This window comes from Blautia caccae, from assembly GCF_040095955.1.
GTDB classification, from domain to species: domain Bacteria; phylum Bacillota; class Clostridia; order Lachnospirales; family Lachnospiraceae; genus Blautia; species Blautia celeris.
Genome location: NZ_JBBMFP010000001.1, coordinates 404,505 through 424,576, shown reverse-complemented (window position 1 = coordinate 424,576; position 20,072 = coordinate 404,505). Strand labels below are relative to the sequence as shown.

At 47.5% G+C, this 20,072-nt stretch carries 15 protein-coding genes and 4 tRNA genes; 8 read left to right on the top strand and 11 right to left on the bottom strand.

Annotated features, from left to right (window positions below; all coding sequences use genetic code 11):
• Complete coding sequence (locus WMO65_RS01840; RefSeq protein WP_148393139.1) at nt 1–1,866, top strand: sensor histidine kinase; 1,866 nt, start codon at nt 1–3, stop codon at nt 1,864–1,866.
• On the top strand, nt 1,838–3,256 hold the full coding sequence (locus tag WMO65_RS01835) for a response regulator (RefSeq protein ID WP_148393138.1): 1,419 nt from the start codon (nt 1,838–1,840) through the stop codon (nt 3,254–3,256). The genes WMO65_RS01840 and WMO65_RS01835 overlap by 29 nt, the downstream gene beginning before the upstream one ends.
• Before the next feature lie 74 nt (nt 3,257–3,330).
• On the opposite strand, the gene WMO65_RS01830 is transcribed toward WMO65_RS01835, so the two are convergent.
• Together WMO65_RS01830 and WMO65_RS01825 are read right to left on the bottom strand one after the other, a co-directional pair.
• Nucleotides 3,331–4,035, bottom strand: a complete 705-nt coding sequence (locus WMO65_RS01830; RefSeq protein WP_349063574.1) for a DUF6320 domain-containing protein — start codon at nt 4,033–4,035, stop codon at nt 3,331–3,333.
• Nucleotides 4,036–4,056: 21 nt separating this feature from the next.
• Entirely contained in the window at nt 4,057–5,355 is a 1,299-nt protein-coding gene (locus WMO65_RS01825; RefSeq protein ID WP_103732000.1) for an alcohol acetyltransferase, read from the bottom strand.
• A gap of 164 nt (nt 5,356–5,519) precedes the next feature.
• Here WMO65_RS01825 and WMO65_RS01820 point away from each other — a divergent pair, with 164 nt between their 5' ends.
• The gene (locus WMO65_RS01820; protein ID WP_148393136.1) at nt 5,520–6,416 is read left to right on the top strand and encodes an alpha/beta hydrolase; all 897 of its coding nucleotides are present in this window, start codon (nt 5,520–5,522) and stop codon (nt 6,414–6,416) included.
• Nucleotides 6,417–6,421: 5 nt separating this feature from the next.
• On the opposite strand, the gene WMO65_RS01815 is transcribed toward WMO65_RS01820, so the two are convergent.
• The 5 genes from WMO65_RS01815 to WMO65_RS01795 all read right to left on the bottom strand — a co-directional run bounded on the left by WMO65_RS01815 (nt 6,422) and on the right by WMO65_RS01795 (nt 14,984).
• Nucleotides 6,422–7,978 carry a PucR family transcriptional regulator gene (locus tag WMO65_RS01815; RefSeq protein WP_148393135.1) on the bottom strand — a complete coding sequence of 519 codons (1,557 nt, stop codon included), beginning with the start codon at nt 7,976–7,978 and terminating at the stop codon, nt 6,422–6,424.
• A gap of 148 nt (nt 7,979–8,126) precedes the next feature.
• Complete coding sequence (locus WMO65_RS01810) at nt 8,127–9,497, bottom strand: MFS transporter (RefSeq protein ID WP_148393134.1); 1,371 nt, start codon at nt 9,495–9,497, stop codon at nt 8,127–8,129.
• 32 nt (nt 9,498–9,529) lie between these two features.
• Nucleotides 9,530–10,519 (bottom strand): uroporphyrinogen decarboxylase family protein, encoded by a 990-nt coding sequence (locus WMO65_RS01805; RefSeq protein WP_033143240.1) that lies wholly within the window; start codon nt 10,517–10,519, stop codon nt 9,530–9,532.
• Between the two features lie 127 nt (nt 10,520–10,646).
• Entirely contained in the window at nt 10,647–13,247 is a 2,601-nt protein-coding gene (locus WMO65_RS01800) for a PAS domain-containing hybrid sensor histidine kinase/response regulator (RefSeq protein ID WP_033143241.1), read from the bottom strand.
• Between the two features lie 48 nt (nt 13,248–13,295).
• The gene (locus WMO65_RS01795) at nt 13,296–14,984 is read right to left on the bottom strand and encodes a methyl-accepting chemotaxis protein (RefSeq protein ID WP_148393133.1); all 1,689 of its coding nucleotides are present in this window, start codon (nt 14,982–14,984) and stop codon (nt 13,296–13,298) included.
• 202 nt (nt 14,985–15,186) lie between these two features.
• On the opposite strand from WMO65_RS01795, the gene WMO65_RS01790 reads away from it, so the two are divergent.
• Nucleotides 15,187–16,620: a GntR family transcriptional regulator gene (locus tag WMO65_RS01790; RefSeq protein ID WP_148393132.1), complete on the top strand. Its 1,434-nt coding sequence runs from the start codon at nt 15,187–15,189 to the stop codon at nt 16,618–16,620.
• A 58-nt stretch (nt 16,621–16,678) separates the two neighbouring features.
• On the opposite strand, the gene WMO65_RS01785 is transcribed toward WMO65_RS01790, so the two are convergent.
• The 4 genes from WMO65_RS01785 to WMO65_RS01770 all read right to left on the bottom strand — a co-directional run bounded on the left by WMO65_RS01785 (nt 16,679) and on the right by WMO65_RS01770 (nt 17,066).
• Nucleotides 16,679–16,749 (bottom strand) — tRNA-Cys (locus WMO65_RS01785).
• Nucleotides 16,750–16,826: 77 nt separating this feature from the next.
• Nucleotides 16,827–16,898: transfer RNA gene (locus WMO65_RS01780), tRNA-Glu, on the bottom strand.
• Between the two features lie 21 nt (nt 16,899–16,919).
• Nucleotides 16,920–16,990: transfer RNA gene (locus tag WMO65_RS01775), tRNA-Cys, on the bottom strand.
• A gap of 4 nt (nt 16,991–16,994) precedes the next feature.
• A tRNA-Glu gene (locus WMO65_RS01770) sits at nt 16,995–17,066 on the bottom strand.
• A gap of 197 nt (nt 17,067–17,263) precedes the next feature.
• On the opposite strand from WMO65_RS01770, the gene WMO65_RS01765 reads away from it, so the two are divergent.
• The 4 genes from WMO65_RS01765 to WMO65_RS01750 all read left to right on the top strand — a co-directional run bounded on the left by WMO65_RS01765 (nt 17,264) and on the right by WMO65_RS01750 (nt 20,068).
• Nucleotides 17,264–17,659: a PH domain-containing protein gene (locus tag WMO65_RS01765; protein ID WP_033143244.1), complete on the top strand. Its 396-nt coding sequence runs from the start codon at nt 17,264–17,266 to the stop codon at nt 17,657–17,659.
• 228 nt (nt 17,660–17,887) lie between these two features.
• A complete protein-coding gene (locus WMO65_RS01760; protein WP_148393131.1) occupies nt 17,888–18,457 on the top strand; it encodes an RNA polymerase sigma factor in 570 nt (189 codons plus the stop codon).
• Complete coding sequence (locus WMO65_RS01755) at nt 18,454–19,227, top strand: hypothetical protein (RefSeq protein ID WP_148393130.1); 774 nt, start codon at nt 18,454–18,456, stop codon at nt 19,225–19,227. Before WMO65_RS01760 ends, WMO65_RS01755 begins: the two co-directional genes overlap by 4 nt.
• Nucleotides 19,214–20,068 (top strand): ABC transporter ATP-binding protein, encoded by an 855-nt coding sequence (locus WMO65_RS01750; RefSeq protein ID WP_148393129.1) that lies wholly within the window; start codon nt 19,214–19,216, stop codon nt 20,066–20,068. The genes WMO65_RS01755 and WMO65_RS01750 overlap by 14 nt, the downstream gene beginning before the upstream one ends.
• The last annotated feature ends 4 nt before the right edge of the window (nt 20,069–20,072 follow it).

Genomic DNA, 20,072 nt, shown 5'->3' with positions numbered 1-20,072 from the left:
ATGGATAGAGTGGGGAATGTATTTGCGAATCTGAAACTGAATCAAAAGTTTACACTTGCCATCATGCTGATTGTTGTCATGCCCATGGTGGGCTTTTCCATTTTTCTGTATCAGAACATATCCAAGAATACCTTGCAGCAGTCTGCCTCGGAGCTGGGCAATCAGGTGAAAGAGGATTATGGAACCATGCAGAGTATTGTGGAGTTCTCCAATATGTCTGCTCAGTCCTTTTTGGGAAACCAGGCATTAAAGGATATGCTGCTGCGCTTAAAAGACCATGAGGAGATCAGAACAGAAGATTACATAGCATTCAACAGGGATGATATCGCCCTGCTGGAACGCCTGGTGAACAGCAACCCCTATCTGTATCAGGTGCGTGTCTATGCGGACAGCAATACATTTCCGGAGATGATACCCATCCTCTATCACGGGGACAGAGTCTATGATTTTCCCTGGGGAGAGGATTACGAACCCGGCAAATGGCAGATCGACTATGCAGACGATTCCGTCACACATCTGATGGCGCTGATCAATGACGCGGAGGATGATTACGGGAACAAAATAGGGACCATTGAGACAGCGGTTTCCATGGATGAATTTTTTCCTGACATGTACCGGGGCGGTGAGCGCGTCTGGTCTTGTTTTGTGTCTGCGGACGGACAGGTAGCTGCGGATGACAGGGCAGCTTCAGAGAGCCCCTGGAAAGAGGCGGCAGCTAGAATGGCTGCCCGGACAGAGCAGCCCCCAAAGGAGATGGAGATGAAGAACATTACCCTTGAGGGGGAACCCGTCATATGGGTGAGCCAGCCTGTAAAGGAGCTGTCAGGAACCTATATTCGGGTTGCCAGCATTAAAGACCAGATGAATCGGCTTGCAGCTTATAAAAACCAGCTTCTGCTTATTCTGCTGGTTATTTTTCTATGTCTGGCGCTGGTCGTGAACAGCGTTGTGAAGGTACTTCTGCGGAAATTCTATCACATGCTCCTGGTGGTCCGGAAGGTACAGGAGGGGGACCTGGCACAGCGTGTATCCAACCCCGGCAGTGATGAGATGGGGGAGATGAGCACCCAGTTCAATAAGATGCTGGACCACATCCAGATTCTGATGAAGGAGAACATAAACAGGGAGGTCCTGATCAAGAACACAGAGATCAAGGCACTTCAAAACCAGATCAATGCGCATTTTATCTACAATGTTCTGGAGGCTGTCAAAATGATGGCTGAGATCAACGAGGAATATGAGATCTCGGACTCTGTGACAGCACTGGGCGAACTGCTCCGGTACGGTATGAAATGGACATCCAGCGATGTGACGATCCGCCAGGAGGTGGAGTATATAAAGAACTATATACAGCTTATGAACCTCCGTTATGACTACACCATCGGACTTTCCATCAATATACCGGATCATATCTATGAGCAGCAAATACCGAAGATGTCCCTGCAGCCCATTGTGGAAAATGCCATCTGCCATGGAATTGAGGAGACGGAAGAGGACTCTGTTATCTATATCAAAGCAGTCTGTCATGAGAAGGACTATGATATAGAGATCACGGATTCCGGAAAGGGAATGGATGAGCAGCAGATCGCGCTGCTGAAACGTAAGGTGAGTGGGGAGATTGAAGTGAGCGGCGGCTCAGGAAACGGAATCGGGCTTAAAAATGTACAGGACAGAATCCATATCCGTTTCGGGGAAAGCTATGGCCTGCATTTTGCGTCCAGGGAGGGGTGCTATACAAAGGTGAGTGTGCGCCTGCCGTATTCAGCGGCTCACATTCCGGAGGACAGCGGTACGTTTGGCGGTACAGAGAAAGAAAAGGGGATTGAGGAAAAAAGAGATGAAGACGCTGTTGATTGTGGAAGATGAAAAAATGATCCGCCAGGGAATCGCTGTTATGTCAAAGCGCAGCAAGGTGGAGATTCAGGAGATCCTTGAGTGCAGAAACGGCCTGGAGGCAATGAAGCTTCTGGAGGAGCGGGACATAGATGTAATGTTCACAGATATCCGCATGCCGAAGATGGATGGGATCGACCTGGTAAAGGAGACGGAGAAATTAAGCCGCAGGCCAAAAATAGTGGTCATCAGCGGATATGATGATTTTAATTATGCGGTGGAAATGCTGAAGCACGGTGTCCAGGACTATATCCTGAAACCTGTGAAAAGAGATAAAATAGAGGAGCTGCTGCAGAAGCTGGACGCGCAGATCATGGAGGAAAAGAAATGTGCGGGATTTGACAGACAGGCGTTTTCCAGGCAGATGATGTACTATCTGGAAAATCCCCAGGTTTCAGAGGAGGACCTGGCAGCGCTTAAGTGGAAATTTGAGCAGTATATGGGGCAGGAGTCCTATTACGCGGTGGCAGCGGGCAGAACCGGCGGGGGAAGACCCACCGGTGCTCTGTGTATGGAAAACGAGGGGCAGTGTATATTCTTCTGCCCCGGCAGTGCTGTCTATGAGGAGGAGCCGGATATGTGCGTGGGGATAAGCGGCCCGCATATCTCCTTTGAGGAGGTTGCAGATGCTTACAGGGAAGCCATGGAGGCCAGAATACAGGCCTTTTTGTACGGCAGCTCCCGGCGCTGCCGGTGCGGGGAGGAGAGCAGGAAAATCCCCGGTGATTTTGTGGAACGTTTTGTTCAGCAGTTTCCGACAGAACATTTAGACCAGGCATTGATTTCCTTTCAGAATTATTTTTTTGAGGCAGAGCATGGGAAGATAGACGGGAGAGATATGACAGACACTGCCCGGAACCTGCAGAGAGCGCTGGAGGAGACCTATAAAAAGCTGCTCCCGGAAGAAGAACAGGATATTTTTCAAAGGGAACACCCCCTGGCATGGAGATGTGCAGAGGAATACCTGGAGGATTTTGTATCCTGGGTCAGACAGGCAGGGAGCTGCCTTGACCGGGTCTGTGACAGCAACCTGAACCACAGCAGAATCAGGGCAGCAGTGCGCTTTGTGGAGGAGAATTTCAGGAAGGATGTGAATATGGCTATGGTTTCCAATCACGTCTCCATGAACTATTCCCTGTTCTCCATTGCTTTCAAAGAATATACAGGCGTGAATTTTGTCAGCTATCTGAAAAAACTGAGGATTGAGGAGGCGAAACGTCTTCTGGAGACTACAGAGGAAAAGGTCCAGGATATCGGCCGGATGGCCGGATTTGAGAATGATAAGAATTTCCTGAAGTGTTTCAAGGCAGCCTGTGGGGTCTCACCTTCAGAATACAGGAAAAATACGGCAATGAGAAAGTAAAAGTCAAAAGTCCGGGGACATAAAAAGCCGCACGTTCGATCATAAGATCGTCTGTGCGGCTTTTTCTATTGCTCTTAGATATGCATCCTTTTTCTGACCTCATTTCTCAGGCCGCTTCTTCTCAGGATGGTGATCAGTGCCCCGTCAATTATAACAGAACAGGTTAGCACTACAGCAGACCAGGACAGGGCCAGGGGTTCCTGATAGTAGTGCTGGATCAGCAGCTCAATACAGATTGTCAGAACCGCGATCTCCGCCAGAACCACTGCAGCCAGGGACAATATGGAGCGGTGCCTGTACCTGAGGCAGAAAGCAAAGATGAGGAAGAGCACTGTGATAATACCGATTATGGGAACGGCAAGCTGCACGTACCATCCTCTGCCCGGATGCAGCCAGGCAATGATGCCGAAATACATGGCAATGCTCAGACCGTCCAGAAAAAGGCTCACATAAGGATTTAATTTCGCCGAAAAAAACAGGGGCAGGAAAAAAATCCACAGAACTACACAGATCCCGATCACATAGAGGGACCAGCTTCCGAACTGAAAGAAAAACAAATTTAACAGACCGCAGACCACCGCAGTGGTGGCCAGTATAACGGTCATGAGAATGGTGATATCACGCCGCGGCATCTGCTCGGCATGGCCTTCTAAGGAGGGGAAGGGTTTAGGCGCGGAAGTATCCGGCGGCTGTTTTGGATTGATGACTTTTGTATTGCACAGGGGACAGACTTTACAGGTCTTGTCAAGTTCCACCCCGCAGTTCACACAGTATGACATAAAGGATTCCTCCGAATTTATTTAATCCTCGGTTTCTCGGTTGCTCTCTATTTTGACCGAAATTCCGTCTGATACCAGTTTGCGGAAGAATATGCGTTCCACATCGGCTTCCACAATACTGCTGGCAAAACTTATGGTCAGGGTATTCTCGTAGCTGACTACCGCACAGTTGGTCCTGGCTGAAAACGGCTGGCCCATGAGAACATCAAAGCGCTCCACATAGGGTTTCATCTCCTCCGGGACCTGTACAATGCCAAGGTTGGTAAGCCCTGCCGTGGACTGCCGGTCCTGTACCCGGATGTAGAACTGTCTGACCACAAAATCCTTTAAAAAAAGAGGGACAATGCGGATGAAAGGGCTTTGCTGGGTGGCGGCATTGGTGGTGATGTCAGCATTTAAGAATTTGTTGTTGATATAATACCGCATATAGTGGTGTACCTGCACCAGGATTTCCTCAAAGGTGTATTCCCCCATTCTGGGATCAATGGAAGGATAGACCATGGTGATAAAATTCCGCAGCGTGATGGATGGAAAGAATTTGCGCAGGTTCACAGGCAGCGCAAGCTTCACGGGTTTTTCGCGGAATACGTGGTCAGCCTTTTGTTTTTCCAGAAGGGAGTAGAGAAGCACGGCATTTAAATATTCGGTTATGGATGCCTTATAGCTTCTGGCAACCTTAAGGATTTTATCCACGGGCATGATGCCGCTGATAATATTCAGGGTATAGAAGGGTTCCTTGGTTCCCCTGACCCGGTAGGCACTGCCCTGTGTGCGGGCCGGCTTTACCCTTGAGGAGGCATAGCGGATATAGGCGTCTTCCAGTTCCTCGGGGTCCGGCTCCTCATGGATATCCAGAACGCCGTCCCGGTTTGGTATCTCATGGCCCTGCAGGCGCAGATATACGGCTGTGATGGTCCGCAGCAGGTACAGGGCGCCGTTACCGTCGGAAAGGGAATGGAACATTTCCAGGGATATCTTGTTATGGTAATAGTATATCCGGATCAGATACCGGTTATTGGCCTTAAAGGACATAGGCATACAGGGATTCACAATGTCAGGCTGGACGAAGGGCCCGGGTCTGTCATTGGGCTCCAGATATCTCCAAAACAGCCCTTTTCTCAGTGCCACCTTGAAGGCAGGGAAACGGGGCAGTGCCAGGTCCACGGCTTTCTGCAGAAGGGGAGGGTCCACCTCCTCTTTCATGATAATGGTGATCCGATACACGCTGGAAAAGTTTTTTCGCTGCAGCGTGGGATATACATTTGCGGATAGATCTAATTTGTACCATGTAGCACGGTTTTTGTTTGTTTTTTTCTCCATAGGTTTATTATAAGGGGATGCGGGAAAATTATCAATAAAAACAGAAAAGAAACCGGAATGTTACTGTTCACGCAGTGAACAGTAACACCGGAATAGACGGATGGGAGGGACTGTGTTAGAATGAAACTATATTGCCAGGCCACTAAAAGCAGAAGGAGAATCCTATGGAAATAAATCTAAAGAGCAGCCAGAGCCTCATGAAAGCCATCAAAAAGATGCATACACTGGTAGAAAGCCCCGATGTGGAGAAGCAGAGGGCATCACAGGAAAATATAAGCGGCATTTTCTCAAAGAGCAAAGACATGAAATATGAAAATTTTGAGATAGAGGGAATTCCCGCCGAATGGGTCAGTGTGGACCGAAGGCATATGAAAAAATATGTGATCCTCTACTGCCACGGCGGCGGCTACAACACGGGGAGCTTCCGCTATGCCAGAAGTGTTACCAACAAGCTGGCCAGCACCACATCCATGGATGTACTCAGCTTTGATTACCGCCTTGCGCCGGAGTGTCCTTATCCGGCGGCTTTGGAGGACGCGGTCAAGGTCTGGGATCACCTCATGCATGTAGGTTATGGGGCCAGGGACGTGATCGTGGCAGGTGACTCCGCCGGGGGGAATCTGGCGCTTACTCTTGTGCAGAAATTAAAGGAACAGGGCCGTATTCTTCCAAGGGGCATCATCCTCTTCTCTCCCTGGACGGACCTTACAAAGAGCGGAAGATCCCATGAATTGAAAGCGGAGATCGACCCGATCCTTTCCGAGGAATATATCGATAAGGCAATCCGTGACTATGCGGACGGAGAGGATCTGAGAAATCCCTTTATCTCCCCGCTTTTTGCGGATTTCACGGGATTTCCGCCCACCTATATCCAGGTGGGTGAGAATGAGATCCTGCTCTCCGATTCCCTGAATCTGCAGAAACGGCTGAGAAAGTTTCATGTGCAGGTACAGCTTGATTATTACAGCGGCATGTGGCATGTGTTTCAGATGTCACCTTTTAAGGCTGCTTATGATGCCATGGACCAGATGGCAGAATTTATCTTTGACATCTGCAGATAGTGTGGTCAGATGTAGTCCAGGATATAGAAGCCCATCATCAGGTAAAGCCGGGTCATAAAATCATCCAGGTTTGCCCCTGTAAGCTGGGTGATGCGGTTCAGCCGGTGGGGTAGGGTGCTTCTGTTTATTTTGAGGAGCTGAGCGGTGAGTGTGCTGTTCCGCTCATTCATGAGATAAGTCTTCAGGGTCTCGTACAGCTCCGTGCCGTGCTCTTTGTCGTAGTGGAGAAGCTGGTGCAGGGTATCCGGGGCAATGCTCTCCTTTGTGAACTCGCCTGTGCCCTCCAGCAGCCAGTATTTCAGCACATAGTCCTGGAATTCATTATACCAGTGGGGGACACGCTCCATCTGGCTGTAGCTCAGGGCGATCTGGGACTGTTTTAAGTGGATGGGCAGTGTTGAGAAGCCGTGGAAGGGAAAGGATACGCCCATGCGCAGAAGCCCCTCCCTTATGATATAGGACATCTTCATGCGCAGGTCCTGAGGGGTGACCCGGCTTTTGCTGAGGTTGACCAGCAGATAAATATGGCCTTTATAGTAGCATGCATGGCATGCCTGGATGCGCTCCTCGATCTCATTGCAGATGCTGTACACGGACAGCTTCGTCACGTCTGTGCTCTCAAAGGAGATGATACCGCACAGGTACCGGTCTTCCTCCTCCCAACCCAGAATCTCCAGTTTGCGGCTGATATCAAGCCGGTCGGTCTCTGTGCCGCTTATAGTGTCTATGATTAGCTTTTCCAGCGGATGACGCTCGTCGTCCCCGGTATCGTTGCGCCGCAGAAGCGCCAGCTTAATGATCTCCGCAAAATAGGAAGCTATATAGAGCTGGCCGCGTGTCAGCGGTGTCTCCATCTCTGAGATGATAAATCTTCCCCTGTAACTCCCGTTCATCCACAGATTCACATAGATACAGCGGTCATTGTTGAAGTCGCTGTCCCAGAACTGTCCCCCAATGGTACTCAGTGTCTTTTTGTACGCCGGACTTGTCCGGAAGAAATTGATGGTGTTCAGATCCTGCATATACCGTTTGGTCTGTTCATTATAGGTAAAATTAAGTGCTCCCTCAAAATGGCGGGGACAGGCGAGAATATGGAAATACTCGTCGTGGATAAACACCGGATTGTGAAAATGCTCCAGCGCGGCAACGGTTATATCATACAGGCTTCCGTCCCGGTTCAAAATGTCGTTTAATTTTCGCTCAAGAAGGGCAAAGCACGCAAATATCTGCTGCAGAGTATTGAAGATTTCCGGCAGGGACATGGCATCGGGAAATATAAGGAGGCTGCAGGATGCGTGGAAGGTTCCTTTTTCGGGTTCCCCGGCCACGGCCAGAAAACCGTCAGGCAGCAAAAAAGGATGGGAGGACAGGGTTTTACAGTCAGCAAGATAAAGAAAGGCCCGGGACAGATCCTGCTGTCCGGTATAGAACTGTATGCCGGTCAGGCATGGTTCCTCGTTTGGCGGCAGCAGGGAAACCGGTATTTCACGTTCCTTCAGTTTTTCATATAAGATCTGCATGCTCAGCAGAAGGCCTGCGGACGCGTTGTAGTTTTCACTCATGGTATTCCCTCCAAATCTCAGATAACATGGCAAAATCCATCCGGATTCCGGCAAAGGCTGCGCAGCCCGCCGGAAAATGGACGGATTTTGAAAATCTTTACTTGATTCTTATTTTATCGTATGGGAGGGCATTTTACCAGTGCTGATTTCACGTATCCTGGTCTAATTTGTAGCCAAACGCCAGAATTACGGCGCCCAGCAGGATCACAACAGCCGGAATGATCATAAATCCCATGCTGATACCTCTCTGAAGCTGCAAAGAAGCCATGGAGGGGTCTGTCTCTGAACTGAACTGCGCGAGCGCCAGACAGGCAGAAATCAAAATGCCTCTTGACACAATACCGATTTTGATCGGTACCGTTAAAAGTCCCATGACCGTTCCGGTCACATCGTAGCCCAGTTTTTTTCCGCTGTAGGCCGCGCAGTTGGAGAAGAGCTCCGGGTCACAGGCATTGGTCAGTACAAGTATGAACATGACTGCACACATGGCGGCCATAACCACCCAGGTCTGACTGTAAGCAAAGAACGCGCCTGTGGCGATAACTGCCATCAGAAAGTAGGAACAGACCACGGTCTTCTTCGCGGTGAATCTGCCAACGATGAATTTTGATATGTAGGAAGCCACAACGCCAAGCAGGTTGGCGGCAAATACAAAGGTGGTCAGCAGCGCGGCATTCTGGCCCACATATGTAAAATAGTAGATAGCCAGCCCGTTCACCAGGAAGAGCACAATGTATTTTGTGATGCAGGACAGGAACAGCCACAGCAGGTGCGGATTACACCGGATGGCATCCAGCGCCCGGACTTTCTGGGCATTTGGTGCCGTTTGGGCAGAACGGGCCTGTCCGGCCATCCTCTGCAGTTCTTCCTCTTTGGTCATCTCATAGCCCTTGAACATGTTGAAATGGGCGTAAAATCCCGCTGCCATCAATGCGGAAAAAGCAAATGCAGTGGCAGCATAGGCATTCTTCTCCCCAAGCCACGCGGCAAAGACAGAGACAGCGGCAGGCCCGGCGTAGGAATATACCACAGAGGCCAGGGATGTCCACACCATCCTGGTAGAGGACAGGGTCATTCTCTCTTTTGGAGTCTTACCTGCAATGTTGATCATGGAAACATTGGCAATGAATGGAATGTTCCAGGCAATTCGGCTGGTGATCATAGCCACCGTGACGAAGATGGCGGCAGCCAGCCCGTTGCCTATTTTTATAAACTGCATGGCATACAGGAAGGGGACCATCCAGGGCGTCAGGATCAGCCAGGAGCGGTAGCGCCCCCATCTCTTGGGTTTTATCTTGTTCAGAAATGGACCATACAAGCAGGAGAGGATAGCATCCACCACTGCGGAGATGGTCGTCATCACAGTGATGACACCCAGGGAAAACTTTGCAATATTCGTAAAGAAGTAGGTTGCGTAAAACGTATCAATATTGGACATCAGCGTAAAGCCGAAATCGCCCACGCCGAAGAACCGTTTTAAGGGGGTACTCAGACCGTTTCGCTCTTTTTTATCCGGCATAAATCTGTCTCCTTTTCGGGGGTGTATTTATGTCAGAAGAGTTTAGCGCTGACTTTGGCGATCTCTTCCGTGATCGTGTCATATACGCCCGGGAAGATAGATTCCGGGCCGCCCATGGTATTGCAGGGGATAAAGAATTTTGTGCCGTTTTCTCTGCAGACACGTTCTACTTCCTGAGCAATGTGTTCTCTGCTCCAGTCTTCCCTGTCCACTTCGCCGCTGTCAATGCCGCCCATGAATGTGATCTGTCCGCCGTATTTTTCAATCAGCTCGGGGATATTGTTTGTACTCATAACGCCCTGCCAGATATCTATGCCCATCTCGATCATAGAAGGAACCAGATTGGCTGCATAGGAATCGGAGTGATGGATCACAACCTCAACACCGTGCTCCTTGTAATATCCGTAAACCTTCTTATAAGCCGGCTCATAGAATTCCTTGAACATCTGCGGGGAGATGAAGGAGCTGCTCCTGGAACCCCAGTCATCGTGATGGAAGAGGGCATTCGGTTTTAAGTATTTGCAGATCTCTTCCGCATATGCCAGCTCCCAGTCTGTGATGTAGTCGATCAGCTCATGCATATATTCCGGTTCTTCATAGAACTGGATCAGACAGTTCTGGATTTCCAGAAGATAATGGCACTGCTCAAAGATACCCGGTGCTACAAAGGGAGCTACAAAATATTCGTCACGGTCAATTTTCTCAGCCTCTGCGACAAAAGGAGCCCATTCTTCTGCGGAGAATTTTACGTTAGGTGCTTTCACATAATCTCTCCAGTGTGTGATGTCCTTGCAGACAATATGCTCCTCATCGTGAACCGGGAAAGGCCCCGGCATTCCTTCCGGGAAGGAAATGGTGACACCCCATGCGTTTTTAACATTGGGGCCGCCCTTTGTGGGCATGGCATTCCTTACGGAGTAAGGGGTACCGAAAAGAAGGGCAATGGCTTCGTACTGATTCACATATCTGTCAGGATGGCCTCCGCGGATGGTTTCTAATAAATTCTGTCTTTTTGATAACATAGTATAAACTCCTTTCTCTATTTTGTATGTCCGTTGGTTTATACTAATATTATAGGGGATGGGGCTTATGTGCACAATTAATCAAATATGGGAAATTATGAGGCAAATATTAGACATAATGGTGGTTTTACTTTATAAGAAGTTTCTCCTTTATTGTCTGATATAACTGATCAAAGTCAACTGGTTTTGCCAGATGACCGTTCATTCCGGCTTCATAAGATTTCACCACATCTTCGTGGAAGGCATTGGCTGTCATTGCTATGATGGGTATGGTTTTTGCCATGGGGTGACCTGATTTTCTTATAATTTCAGTGGCCTGATAACCATTCAATACAGGCATCTGTACATCCATTAGAATAATATCGAAGGCATCGGGAGCAGACAGGAAATTGTCTACAGCCTCCTGTCCGTTGCAGGCACAGGTGACATCCAGCTTCATTATGTTTAACAGTTCCACTGCGATCTCCCTGTTGAGCTCATTATCTTCTGCCAGCAGCACGCGGCGGCCTTCTGTTTCAGGATTTTTGAAATCATGTTTCTTATGGCAGGGAGCTTTGCCGGCGCCTGTGACAGACAGCAGTGTATTGTAGAGTGTGGAGGAGAAAATTGGTTTGGAAAGGAAGGCATTGGCACCGGCCTCACGTGCACTTTTCTCAATGGAGCTCCAGTCATAGGCTGTGATTATGATGATCGTGGTTTCCGGGCCTACATATTCCCTTACCCGGCGTGTTACTTCTATGCCGTCCATATCAGGCATTCTCCAGTCAATGAGACATACATCATAATCATCACCAATTTTATGGGCAGCGATCACCTTGTCCACACACTCTGTGCCGCTCAGTACCCAGCAGGATGATATACCCAGATTTTTCAGCGTCAGTGAGGTATGAAGACAGCTGTCCTGGTCATCGTCTGCAATGAGGACATGCAGAGATTGAATGGCCTGGGGAGAGTGGCTGACCCGGTTCGTTTCCGCGGGAGTATCAAAATCCAGTTCCACCCGAAAGGTGCTTCCTTTACCCGGTTCACTTTCTACGGCAATCGTGCCTCCCATTAATGTGATCAGATTTTTGGTGATAGACATGCCCAGGCCTGTACCTTTGTATGTCTGTCCTGCAGATACATTTTCCTGTTCAAATGGCAGAAACAGACGGTCCAGGAATTCTCTGTTCATGCCAATACCTGTATCACGCACAGTGAAACGGAGACGGACCCGGCCTTTCTTTTTCTGAAGCTGCCGGATCTCCAGGGTAATGGTCCCGCCTTCCGGTGTGAACTTAAGTGAATTGGAAAGGAGGTTGATCAGTATTTGATTTAACCGCAGAGAATCACCAATCAGATCCGTGTCAGAGAGATCTGCCAGAGGGATACTGAAATTCAGGTGTTTTTCCACAGCCTGGGGATATATGATGGAAGTAATGGATTCCACCACGCTTTCCAGATTAAAGGGTTCCTTTGTCAGGGTCATTTTACCCTCGTCGATCTTGGACATGTCCAGAATATCATTGATGAGGGTCATCAGATGTTTGGAAGCGTAGCCTATTTTTTCAAGGCAGCTCTCCACACGGCTGCGGTCTGTTATATAGGTGGCGGCAATGGTGGTCATGCCGATAATAGCGTTCATTGGAGTACGGATCTCATGGCTCATTCTGGAAAGAAAATTCTGTTTGGCAGCATTGGCATTCTGGGCATTTACCAGGGCATCGTTTAAGGTCTGCCTGATACGCATATCTTCAGAACGGTCGAAAACAGTTACAATGCAGCGGATGGTCTTGCCATGAACTGTCTCCGGGAATATCTGAAGGCGCATCCAGTGTATTTCTCCGTTAGGAAACTGCATCCTAAAGTCTATACTCCTTCCGTCTGCATGTTCCTTCAGATGTACAAATTCATCGAATGAGACCTTATCTTCCTCCAGGACCCGTTCACGAAGCGCATCCAGTTCTTTTGTAAATGCATCTTCTTTTATTCCCAGTACACGCTCACAATTTGTACTGATATACTCCAGTGAATCATTGTTCAGATTGTGAATCAGAAAGACTTCATCTACGTTTGCTGAAAGTATATTAAACAGATGTTCCCGGTAATGAATCTCCCTTACATTTTTCTTCTCACGCCAGAATGCAATTAAAAAATAGGAAGGAAGAAATACAGTGAGGAGAACTGATGAAACCGTTGCTTTGACAGCCATAATCCTTGAGTTTTTTTCCAGACTCTGTACCTTCTGGTCCGCAAAGGCAATGACTGCGGTAAGGGCGTCATTCACGGCATCGTATTTGGGATACAGAATTTTTTCCACATATTCTGAAATGGCGGCATTGTCTAATGTGATAACAATGGGCAGTGCTTCGTTCTGTGTCGTTTCCAGATCCTGCATAGCTTTCAGGAGATTTTCACTGTCTTCTTTCGGTCCAAGGTATTGTCTGGTGATCACCTGAATGGCATCATACTGCATAGTATAACGTTCCTGCAGCGTCTGCTGCAGATCATCCATATCCAGGTCATCCTGCGAAAACATGCTCATGATAAAGAAACGCATATCCAAAAGACGTGAACGTGTGGCTCTTGCTTCGTTGGAGACTGAGTAGGGATGTTCGTATATCTCAGACGCCATTTTCTGCATATGAAGGGTCGTAAATATGCTGGAACCAGATACAATGACAGCCAGTATACAAACTACAAGTATCCCTATCTCGGAAAGTGCAGGGCGTTTTTTTCCTGTTTTCATTGGTTCTTTCTCCTTTTGACATGAATGATACGGAAACGGAAAGGTCTTCTATTCTGCAGGGCTTCTTAATCTGAAATGAGCAACAAGCTGGCTCAGGAGTTGTGCCTGAGAGGAAAGTTCCTCACTGGCAGCAGCGCTTTCTTCAGCAGTAGCGGAATTTGACTGCACCACATCTGAAATCTGATTCATTTCCTGGGTGATCTGATGGACGGATTCTTCCTGTTTGACAGAAGCTTCTGTTATGTAATTGATAGATTCTGTTATACTCCCAACACCCCTTACGACTTCCTGCAGAGAATCCGCGGTAAGGTCAGCGCTCTTTATTCCCCGCTCGATGTTTTCCAGAGATTTTTTGATCAGCACTGCTGTATTTTTGGAAGCATCAGCGGAATTGTTTGCCAGATTACGAATCTCTTTGGCGACAACAGCAAACCCTTTTCCATGTTCGCCTGCCCGTGCGGCTTCGACTCCGGCGTTCAATGCAAGGATGTTTGTTTGAAAGGCAATGTCTTCAATGGTCTTGATGATCATCTCAATGGCTTTTGAACTTTCACCAATATCCGCCATGACAGAAAGCATATCCTGCATTTGCTGTTGGCTTGCCTCAGCGCTTTTCCTCACTGTTTTTATATTTTCATGGACAGCTTTTGCACTTTTAACATTATTTTCAACCTGATCATATATGTCATGGATCGCAGATACAAGAGTATCTATAGAGGCTGTTTGTTCGGCGGCTCCCTGTGCCTGTATCTGTGCCCCGGATGATACCTGCTCAGAACCGGCGGCAACCTGCTCTGCAGACTGATTGATCTGCAGTAAGGTCTCACTCAGACTGGTGTTGATCTTAAGCAAAGAGGAGAGTACCGAATCTAATTCCCCCACATAGCTGTCCCCTGCCCGGCTGCTGACGTCAAAATTCCCCTCTGCCATTTCATTCAGCAGATAGGTTTCGTCCCGGATCACCGCTGTCAGCGTCATCACCATGCTGCGCATATCTTCTGCAAGGCATCCCATCTCATCTTTGGAATAGTAATTGATCCTGGTGGATGAAAGCTTTCCTTGTGCAATGTTTCTGGCTGCCTGTTCCAGCTCGCGGATGCCGGAGGATATCCCTTTTGAAATGTAAATACCAAAAAGAACGCTGATCACTAAGCTTGCAGCCCCTAAAAATACCAGCATCTCAATGGCAAATCTCTGTTTTTCCTGTAAATCGTTTATCAGTTGCTTTCCTGTGGAATTACCGCTTTCTATCAGTTTGTCCAGCTCTTTCTGGGCTTCTTTGATCACAAGAATATTATTATTTTCCATGTAAGTGGCGGCTTCTTCCGTTTTGTTTTCTGCAGCCAGGGACAGAACGTGTTCCCGCATGGGCGTAAGTCTTGTGAGGCAATCTTCCAATCGTTCTATGATCTGGCTGTCCCCCTGAAAGTGTTCTTTGATAACAGGAAGCTCGTTCTGGATGAGGTTTGCGGAATCCAGAGAATTGGCAGTAGCTTCGCGGGTGATCTTGGTGTCTGAATTTGCTATAGAACGATAGGTAGCTTTCTGCATTCTCTCGAAATTAGCGTTGATCAGACTGGCACTGTCGTTAACAATAAACGGTCCATTGTAAAAAACTTTGACCTTAGAGTTCAGATTAACCAGATTTACAATGCTGACAGAAAATCCTATGACCATAAAAATTAAAATTACCGCATAGGAAATTAATAATTTTTTCCTTATTTTGATATTTTTCATCCCCCAACCTCCATTGTTTTATGTTTTTGTTTTTTTCCCCTGTAATGTGTGAATTTAACTCTGCTCACATACTTATTGTATTTTACCATACCCTTAATTTATAAGCAATTGATTTATTCAGTCTTATGCGGGAAAGCCAAAATCAGTAGCAGGTATACACAAAATGTGGTAGAATAAATTGATAAAATTAAGAGGTGAATGAATGAAAACCCAAAGTGAACTGAACTGTCTTGTTTATGATTTCTATGTAACCAGAATTCTCTTTGGTTATTATTCTTACGGGGATAGCCTTCCGCCTATGCAGAAGATCAGTGAGTATTTTCGGCTGGCTGTGCCAACTGTCAGGACTGCGCTGAAGCTTCTGGAGAAAGAAGGATATATTGAGATTTCCGCTCCGAAAGCGGCCAGAGTGATTTATAAGGCTTCCAGAAAGGACTATCTCAGGAATATCGCACGCTATCGGTCTGCCCGCAAGGAAGGACTCCTGGATATGCGGCAGGTGAACCGGCTGCTGCTTGCTCCATTGTTAAATGCGGGAATATCAGCAGGAGACGAGTCTTCCCTGAAGGACCGCTGGAAGAAAATGAAAGATAATGAATTTGACGGAATGTCCGTCTCCATAGGGTTATATACGTCTGCACTTGCCAATCTGGATAATAATATGGTCATGAATTTTTACTGGGAAATGAACCGCTATACTCGTATGCCATATATGTTAGGTAAACTTGAGGCATTGGAAGAGATTATTGAAAAGTTAGATACACTGCCAAAGGAGGAGATGGGAGCATTTCTCACAGAGGAATTAGAGTCTGTTTATGTGAATGTAGATAAGATATTGAATAAGAAGATTCAGAGCGAATATCCCAAACTCCTGGACGGCCAGTATCCGGGGATTCCCTTTGAATGGAATTTTTATTATAAGCGTTCCCAGATTCGCTATACACTTGGGGCTAAAATGATACAGGAAATATTGTATGGATATTATCCCATCGGAAGTTATCTGCCGTCTCTTCCGAAACTGGCAGAACATTATGGAGTATCGGTTGCCACTATCCGTCGTACAATTGACTTTGTGGCAGGTTACAATATAGTGAAAAGTTTCCAGGGAAAGGGCACACAGGTTTGTCTGGGAAAAGAGGATGTAACGGCATCACAGGAGGTGGTCCGGCTTGCACTGAAATATTTTCTGGACGGTATGCAGTTTGTGGCGCTGACGGTTCGTCCGGTCTGCCGGTATACATTAAATCGTATTTCCGCTGAGGAGTTAGATAAGCTGGGACAGTTTCTTTTGACGATCTGTGAAAGGAAAAAGGAGTATCTGCTTTTGGATATCTTTTTAACATTCATTGCGGAGCGCTGTCCATCCCCCGCTGTCGGACATTGTTATCTCAAGATATTGAAATGCCTGGTCATGGCGTATCCGTTTACACTGTTTCAAATGGAACAGGCAGAATTTGACAGGATCTATGGTGAGATGATCCGGCAGACCATTCATAATATAGAAGGAAGAGAGATTGATAAGATCACAGATGGATGGGGTGTTTTTTTTGAGGAGCAGGAGCGGTATTTCAGGGAGGCTGCCCGTAATCTAACATATGACAGATATAACTGGAAAGTAAAGCTGCCAATCCATTGATCCTCAGGTATATGACAAGAAAAAAAGTCCTGGAAAATGAATTTCCAGGACTTTTCAGAGGCGCCAACCAGATTTGAACTGGTGATAGAGGTGTTGCAGACCTTTGCCTTACCACTTGGCTATGGCGCCATATCTATATTATTCTGTTTGAAGAAGTGTTACACTATATTATATTACCACATTTTCAAAAATATGCAAGTAAAAAATGACTCCAAGGGGATTTGAACCCCTGTTACCGCCGTGAAAGGGCGGTGTCTTAACCGCTTGACCATGGAGCCGTTAAGATAAATAGATAAAAGAGGCGCCAACCAGATTTGAACTGGTGATAGAGGTGTTGCAGACCTTTGCCTTACCACTTGGCTATGGCGCCTAAGTGACTCCAAGGGGATTTGAACCCCTGTTACCGCCGTGAAAGGGCGGTGTCTTAACCGCTTGACCATGGAGCCGTGTTTTATCGGAGCGACCATGGACTATAATAGCATAAGGAAATACAAATTGCAAGCATTTTTTTCAAAAATTTACACTACTTACATTGTTTCCATGGGTTGTATGGTGTATACTGAAATTGACTGTAGTACACTGCATAGGAAAAGCACTTTTTATGGCACATGTTGACGGGAATGCATGAGAAAGGTGGTTTTATATGAAATTTAAGGGGAAAATAGCAGTATGGTTCTGGATGATACTTCTGGCGGGAAATGCTGCGATGGCTTACGGACTGCTGGTATCCAGCGATGTATCCGCTGAGATCGTGGCTGCCCTGGTCGTCTACAATGCCATATTCATTCCCATTGTTGTGAGGAATTATGTAGTGGTTGACGGAGACAGGATGGCAATTTACTTTGGGATCATGAAGGATTCCATGGAAATTTCAGAGATCAGGGAGATACGCAGGACCTGTAACCCCATTTCTGCCACAGCGGCGTCACTGGACAGGATTGAGATCAGGGGCAGAAGGCAGGAAATGATATGTGCGGTCCGGGACAGGGAGCGGCTGATCGAGGAGCTGGTAAAGTGCAATCCGCAGATAAAGGTGTGAAAAGTGATTGGCAGAAAAAGTTCTGAATCTGAAAATTCAGAGCTTTTTTTCTGTCTGCACCATAAAAATAATAAATTTGTATTTTTCTGCAAACCAGTGTAACTTTTGGATAATACATTCGATTAATAATCAGAAAGTAAACGATTCCGTAACTGTGTTGAGACTGCACGGTTACAGATTTTTGTGCACACTTCGTTTCTTTACTTTCAGAAACAGAGAGGAAACCATATGACCCGGGAAGAACTCAGCGGTATGACAGATGACCAGCTTATGGAAATGGTCAGGGAGAAAAATTTAAGACAGGCATATGATGTGCTGGTCCTCAGGCATTACCGGGAGGCTATGCGCTTCTGTATGAAAATGCTGAAAGATGAGCAGTCCGCCCTGGATATTGTGCAGGACAGTTTTGCTGACATCTATGTGCAGAGAGCACGCGTTACCGTGTCCTGCGCATTCAGAACGTATCTGTTTGCAGTGGTGAAGCACAAGGCACTGGATGAGATCAGAAAAAATGCCAGGCATAAGACAGAGGAGCTGGACGCGTCAAGGACAGAGGTGCCGGGGCAGTCACCGCCCTCACCGGAGGAACTTTATGTGAAAAAGGAAGAATACGCAGAACTTCTGCAGTGGATCGAAGAGCTGCCGGAGGATTACAGACAGGCGCTCATATTATTCTGTGTGGACGGAATGTCTTATGAGGAAATAGCGGCAGCCATGGGGAAAAACCTTGCCCAGGTCAGGATACTGCTGCACAGGGCGCGGAAAAAATTACAGAGACAGAGGAGGGAACAGGGATGATGCAGCCGGAAAATGAATTTTTAGAAACCATGTGGGAAAAAGCAGAGCGAAAAGAAGAGAATCTGAAACTGGCCGGGGAGCTGAGCCGGATGCCCGTGCAGGAGGGACTGGATTCCTTTTTATGGGATATGTTCTGTGGAATCGGCATCCGGCAGTTATATGCGCATATGACGGATATTCTGCTGCTGTCCTTCAGCCTTACGGTGCTCTTATTCTATATCGGGCTGAAGGTGGTTGGGGTTGGCTCTGTCACTGCTTCCGGCGCTGTTTTTGCCGCGGCTCCGGTTCTCTACGCAGCTATTTTTTACCTCTCACTGGTGAAAGAGAAGCAGAACCGGACTTACGAACAGCTTATGAGCTGCAAATACACTTTTTTCCATCTGATGACAGCGCGTATGTTTTTCAACAGCCTGATCGGGCTTGGGTTTAATCTGGGGTATGCAGTCATTCTGGCAGTCAGATTTCGCGCGGATATTCCCAGGCTTCTGGCAACGGCCTTTGCGTCCCTGATGATCTTCTCCCTTCTTCTTGTTCTGGGAATTGAGAGAGGAAAGAAAATAGCCTGGGGGGCAGCGTTGAGCAGTGTCTGGATCATCGGGAACCTTCTTCTCATGGAGATAACAGCAGGCTGGTATCCTGCGCTGCTGGAACAGATTCCGGTGGTCCTGTTGGCAGCGGCAGGCATGGCAGCCGCGTTCATTTATATCCGTCATCTGCCCCTGTTATGCGGGCAGACATTTAGAAAGGAGTATACAAATGCTGCAAATTAATCATGTGACAAAGAAATACCAGAATTTTACCGCATTAAAGGATATAGATCTGGAATTGGAGTATGGGATATACGGCCTCCTTGCGCCAAACGGAGCGGGAAAGACCACACTTATGAAACTGCTGGCAACACTCCTCTATCCCACAGAGGGCAGTATCCTGTGGGAGGGGAGGGAGATTCAGAAGCTGGATGAACGGTACAGGGAGAAACTGGGATTTCTCCCGCAGGATTTCGGCTACTACCGGGATTATACACCGGAGCGGTATCTGCGCTATATCGGTATTTTGAAAGGGCTTAAGAAGGAACAGCTTAAAAAGGAGGTTCCGCAGCTCATTGACCGGGTGGGGCTTTCAGAGGCAGCGAAAAAGAAGATGAAGAAGTTTTCCGGCGGCATGATACAGCGGGTGGGAATCGCCCAGGCTCTGCTTGGAAACCCGGAGATACTGATTCTGGATGAACCCACAGCAGGGCTGGACCCGAAGGAGAGGGTGCGGTTCAGGAAAATCCTGACTTCTCTTTCCAGGGATAAGATTGTGATCATCTCCACCCATATTGTCTCGGATGTGGAATTTATCGCAAACCATATTATCATGCTGAAGGATAAGCAGGTATACGCCAATGACAGTGTGGAAAATCTGTGCAGGTCACTGGAAGGGAAAATCTTCAGTACAGCAGTCAGAACAGAGGAGCTGCCGGAGTTTGAGCGGAAATATCAGGTGGTATCCCAAAGGCAGGAAGGGCCGAACTGTGAGCTGCGTTTTATCGCAGAGAAGAAAAAAGAGGGGTGGAACCTCTGTGCAGCCAGTCTGGAGGATGTATTTTTATACACCTATCAGGAATGAGGTG

Excerpts from the sequence above, each read along its gene's own strand:
- WMO65_RS01840 (WP_148393139.1), top strand. The coding sequence starts at position 1 with ATGGATAGAGTGGGGAATGTATTTGCGAATCTGAAACTGAATCAAAAG.
- WMO65_RS01835 (WP_148393138.1), top strand. The coding sequence starts at position 1,838 with ATGAAGACGCTGTTGATTGTGGAAGATGAAAAAATGATCCGCCAGGGA.
- WMO65_RS01830 (WP_349063574.1), bottom strand. The coding sequence starts at position 4,035 with ATGTCATACTGTGTGAACTGCGGGGTGGAACTTGACAAGACCTGTAAA.
- WMO65_RS01825 (WP_103732000.1), bottom strand. The coding sequence starts at position 5,355 with ATGGAGAAAAAAACAAACAAAAACCGTGCTACATGGTACAAATTAGAT.
- WMO65_RS01820 (WP_148393136.1), top strand. The coding sequence starts at position 5,520 with ATGGAAATAAATCTAAAGAGCAGCCAGAGCCTCATGAAAGCCATCAAA.
- WMO65_RS01815 (WP_148393135.1), bottom strand. The coding sequence starts at position 7,978 with ATGAGTGAAAACTACAACGCGTCCGCAGGCCTTCTGCTGAGCATGCAG.
- WMO65_RS01810 (WP_148393134.1), bottom strand. The coding sequence starts at position 9,497 with ATGCCGGATAAAAAAGAGCGAAACGGTCTGAGTACCCCCTTAAAACGG.
- WMO65_RS01805 (WP_033143240.1), bottom strand. The coding sequence starts at position 10,519 with ATGTTATCAAAAAGACAGAATTTATTAGAAACCATCCGCGGAGGCCAT.
- WMO65_RS01800 (WP_033143241.1), bottom strand. The coding sequence starts at position 13,247 with ATGAAAACAGGAAAAAAACGCCCTGCACTTTCCGAGATAGGGATACTT.
- WMO65_RS01795 (WP_148393133.1), bottom strand. The coding sequence starts at position 14,984 with ATGAAAAATATCAAAATAAGGAAAAAATTATTAATTTCCTATGCGGTA.
- WMO65_RS01790 (WP_148393132.1), top strand. The coding sequence starts at position 15,187 with ATGAAAACCCAAAGTGAACTGAACTGTCTTGTTTATGATTTCTATGTA.
- WMO65_RS01765 (WP_033143244.1), top strand. The coding sequence starts at position 17,264 with ATGAAATTTAAGGGGAAAATAGCAGTATGGTTCTGGATGATACTTCTG.
- WMO65_RS01760 (WP_148393131.1), top strand. The coding sequence starts at position 17,888 with ATGACCCGGGAAGAACTCAGCGGTATGACAGATGACCAGCTTATGGAA.
- WMO65_RS01755 (WP_148393130.1), top strand. The coding sequence starts at position 18,454 with ATGATGCAGCCGGAAAATGAATTTTTAGAAACCATGTGGGAAAAAGCA.
- WMO65_RS01750 (WP_148393129.1), top strand. The coding sequence starts at position 19,214 with ATGCTGCAAATTAATCATGTGACAAAGAAATACCAGAATTTTACCGCA.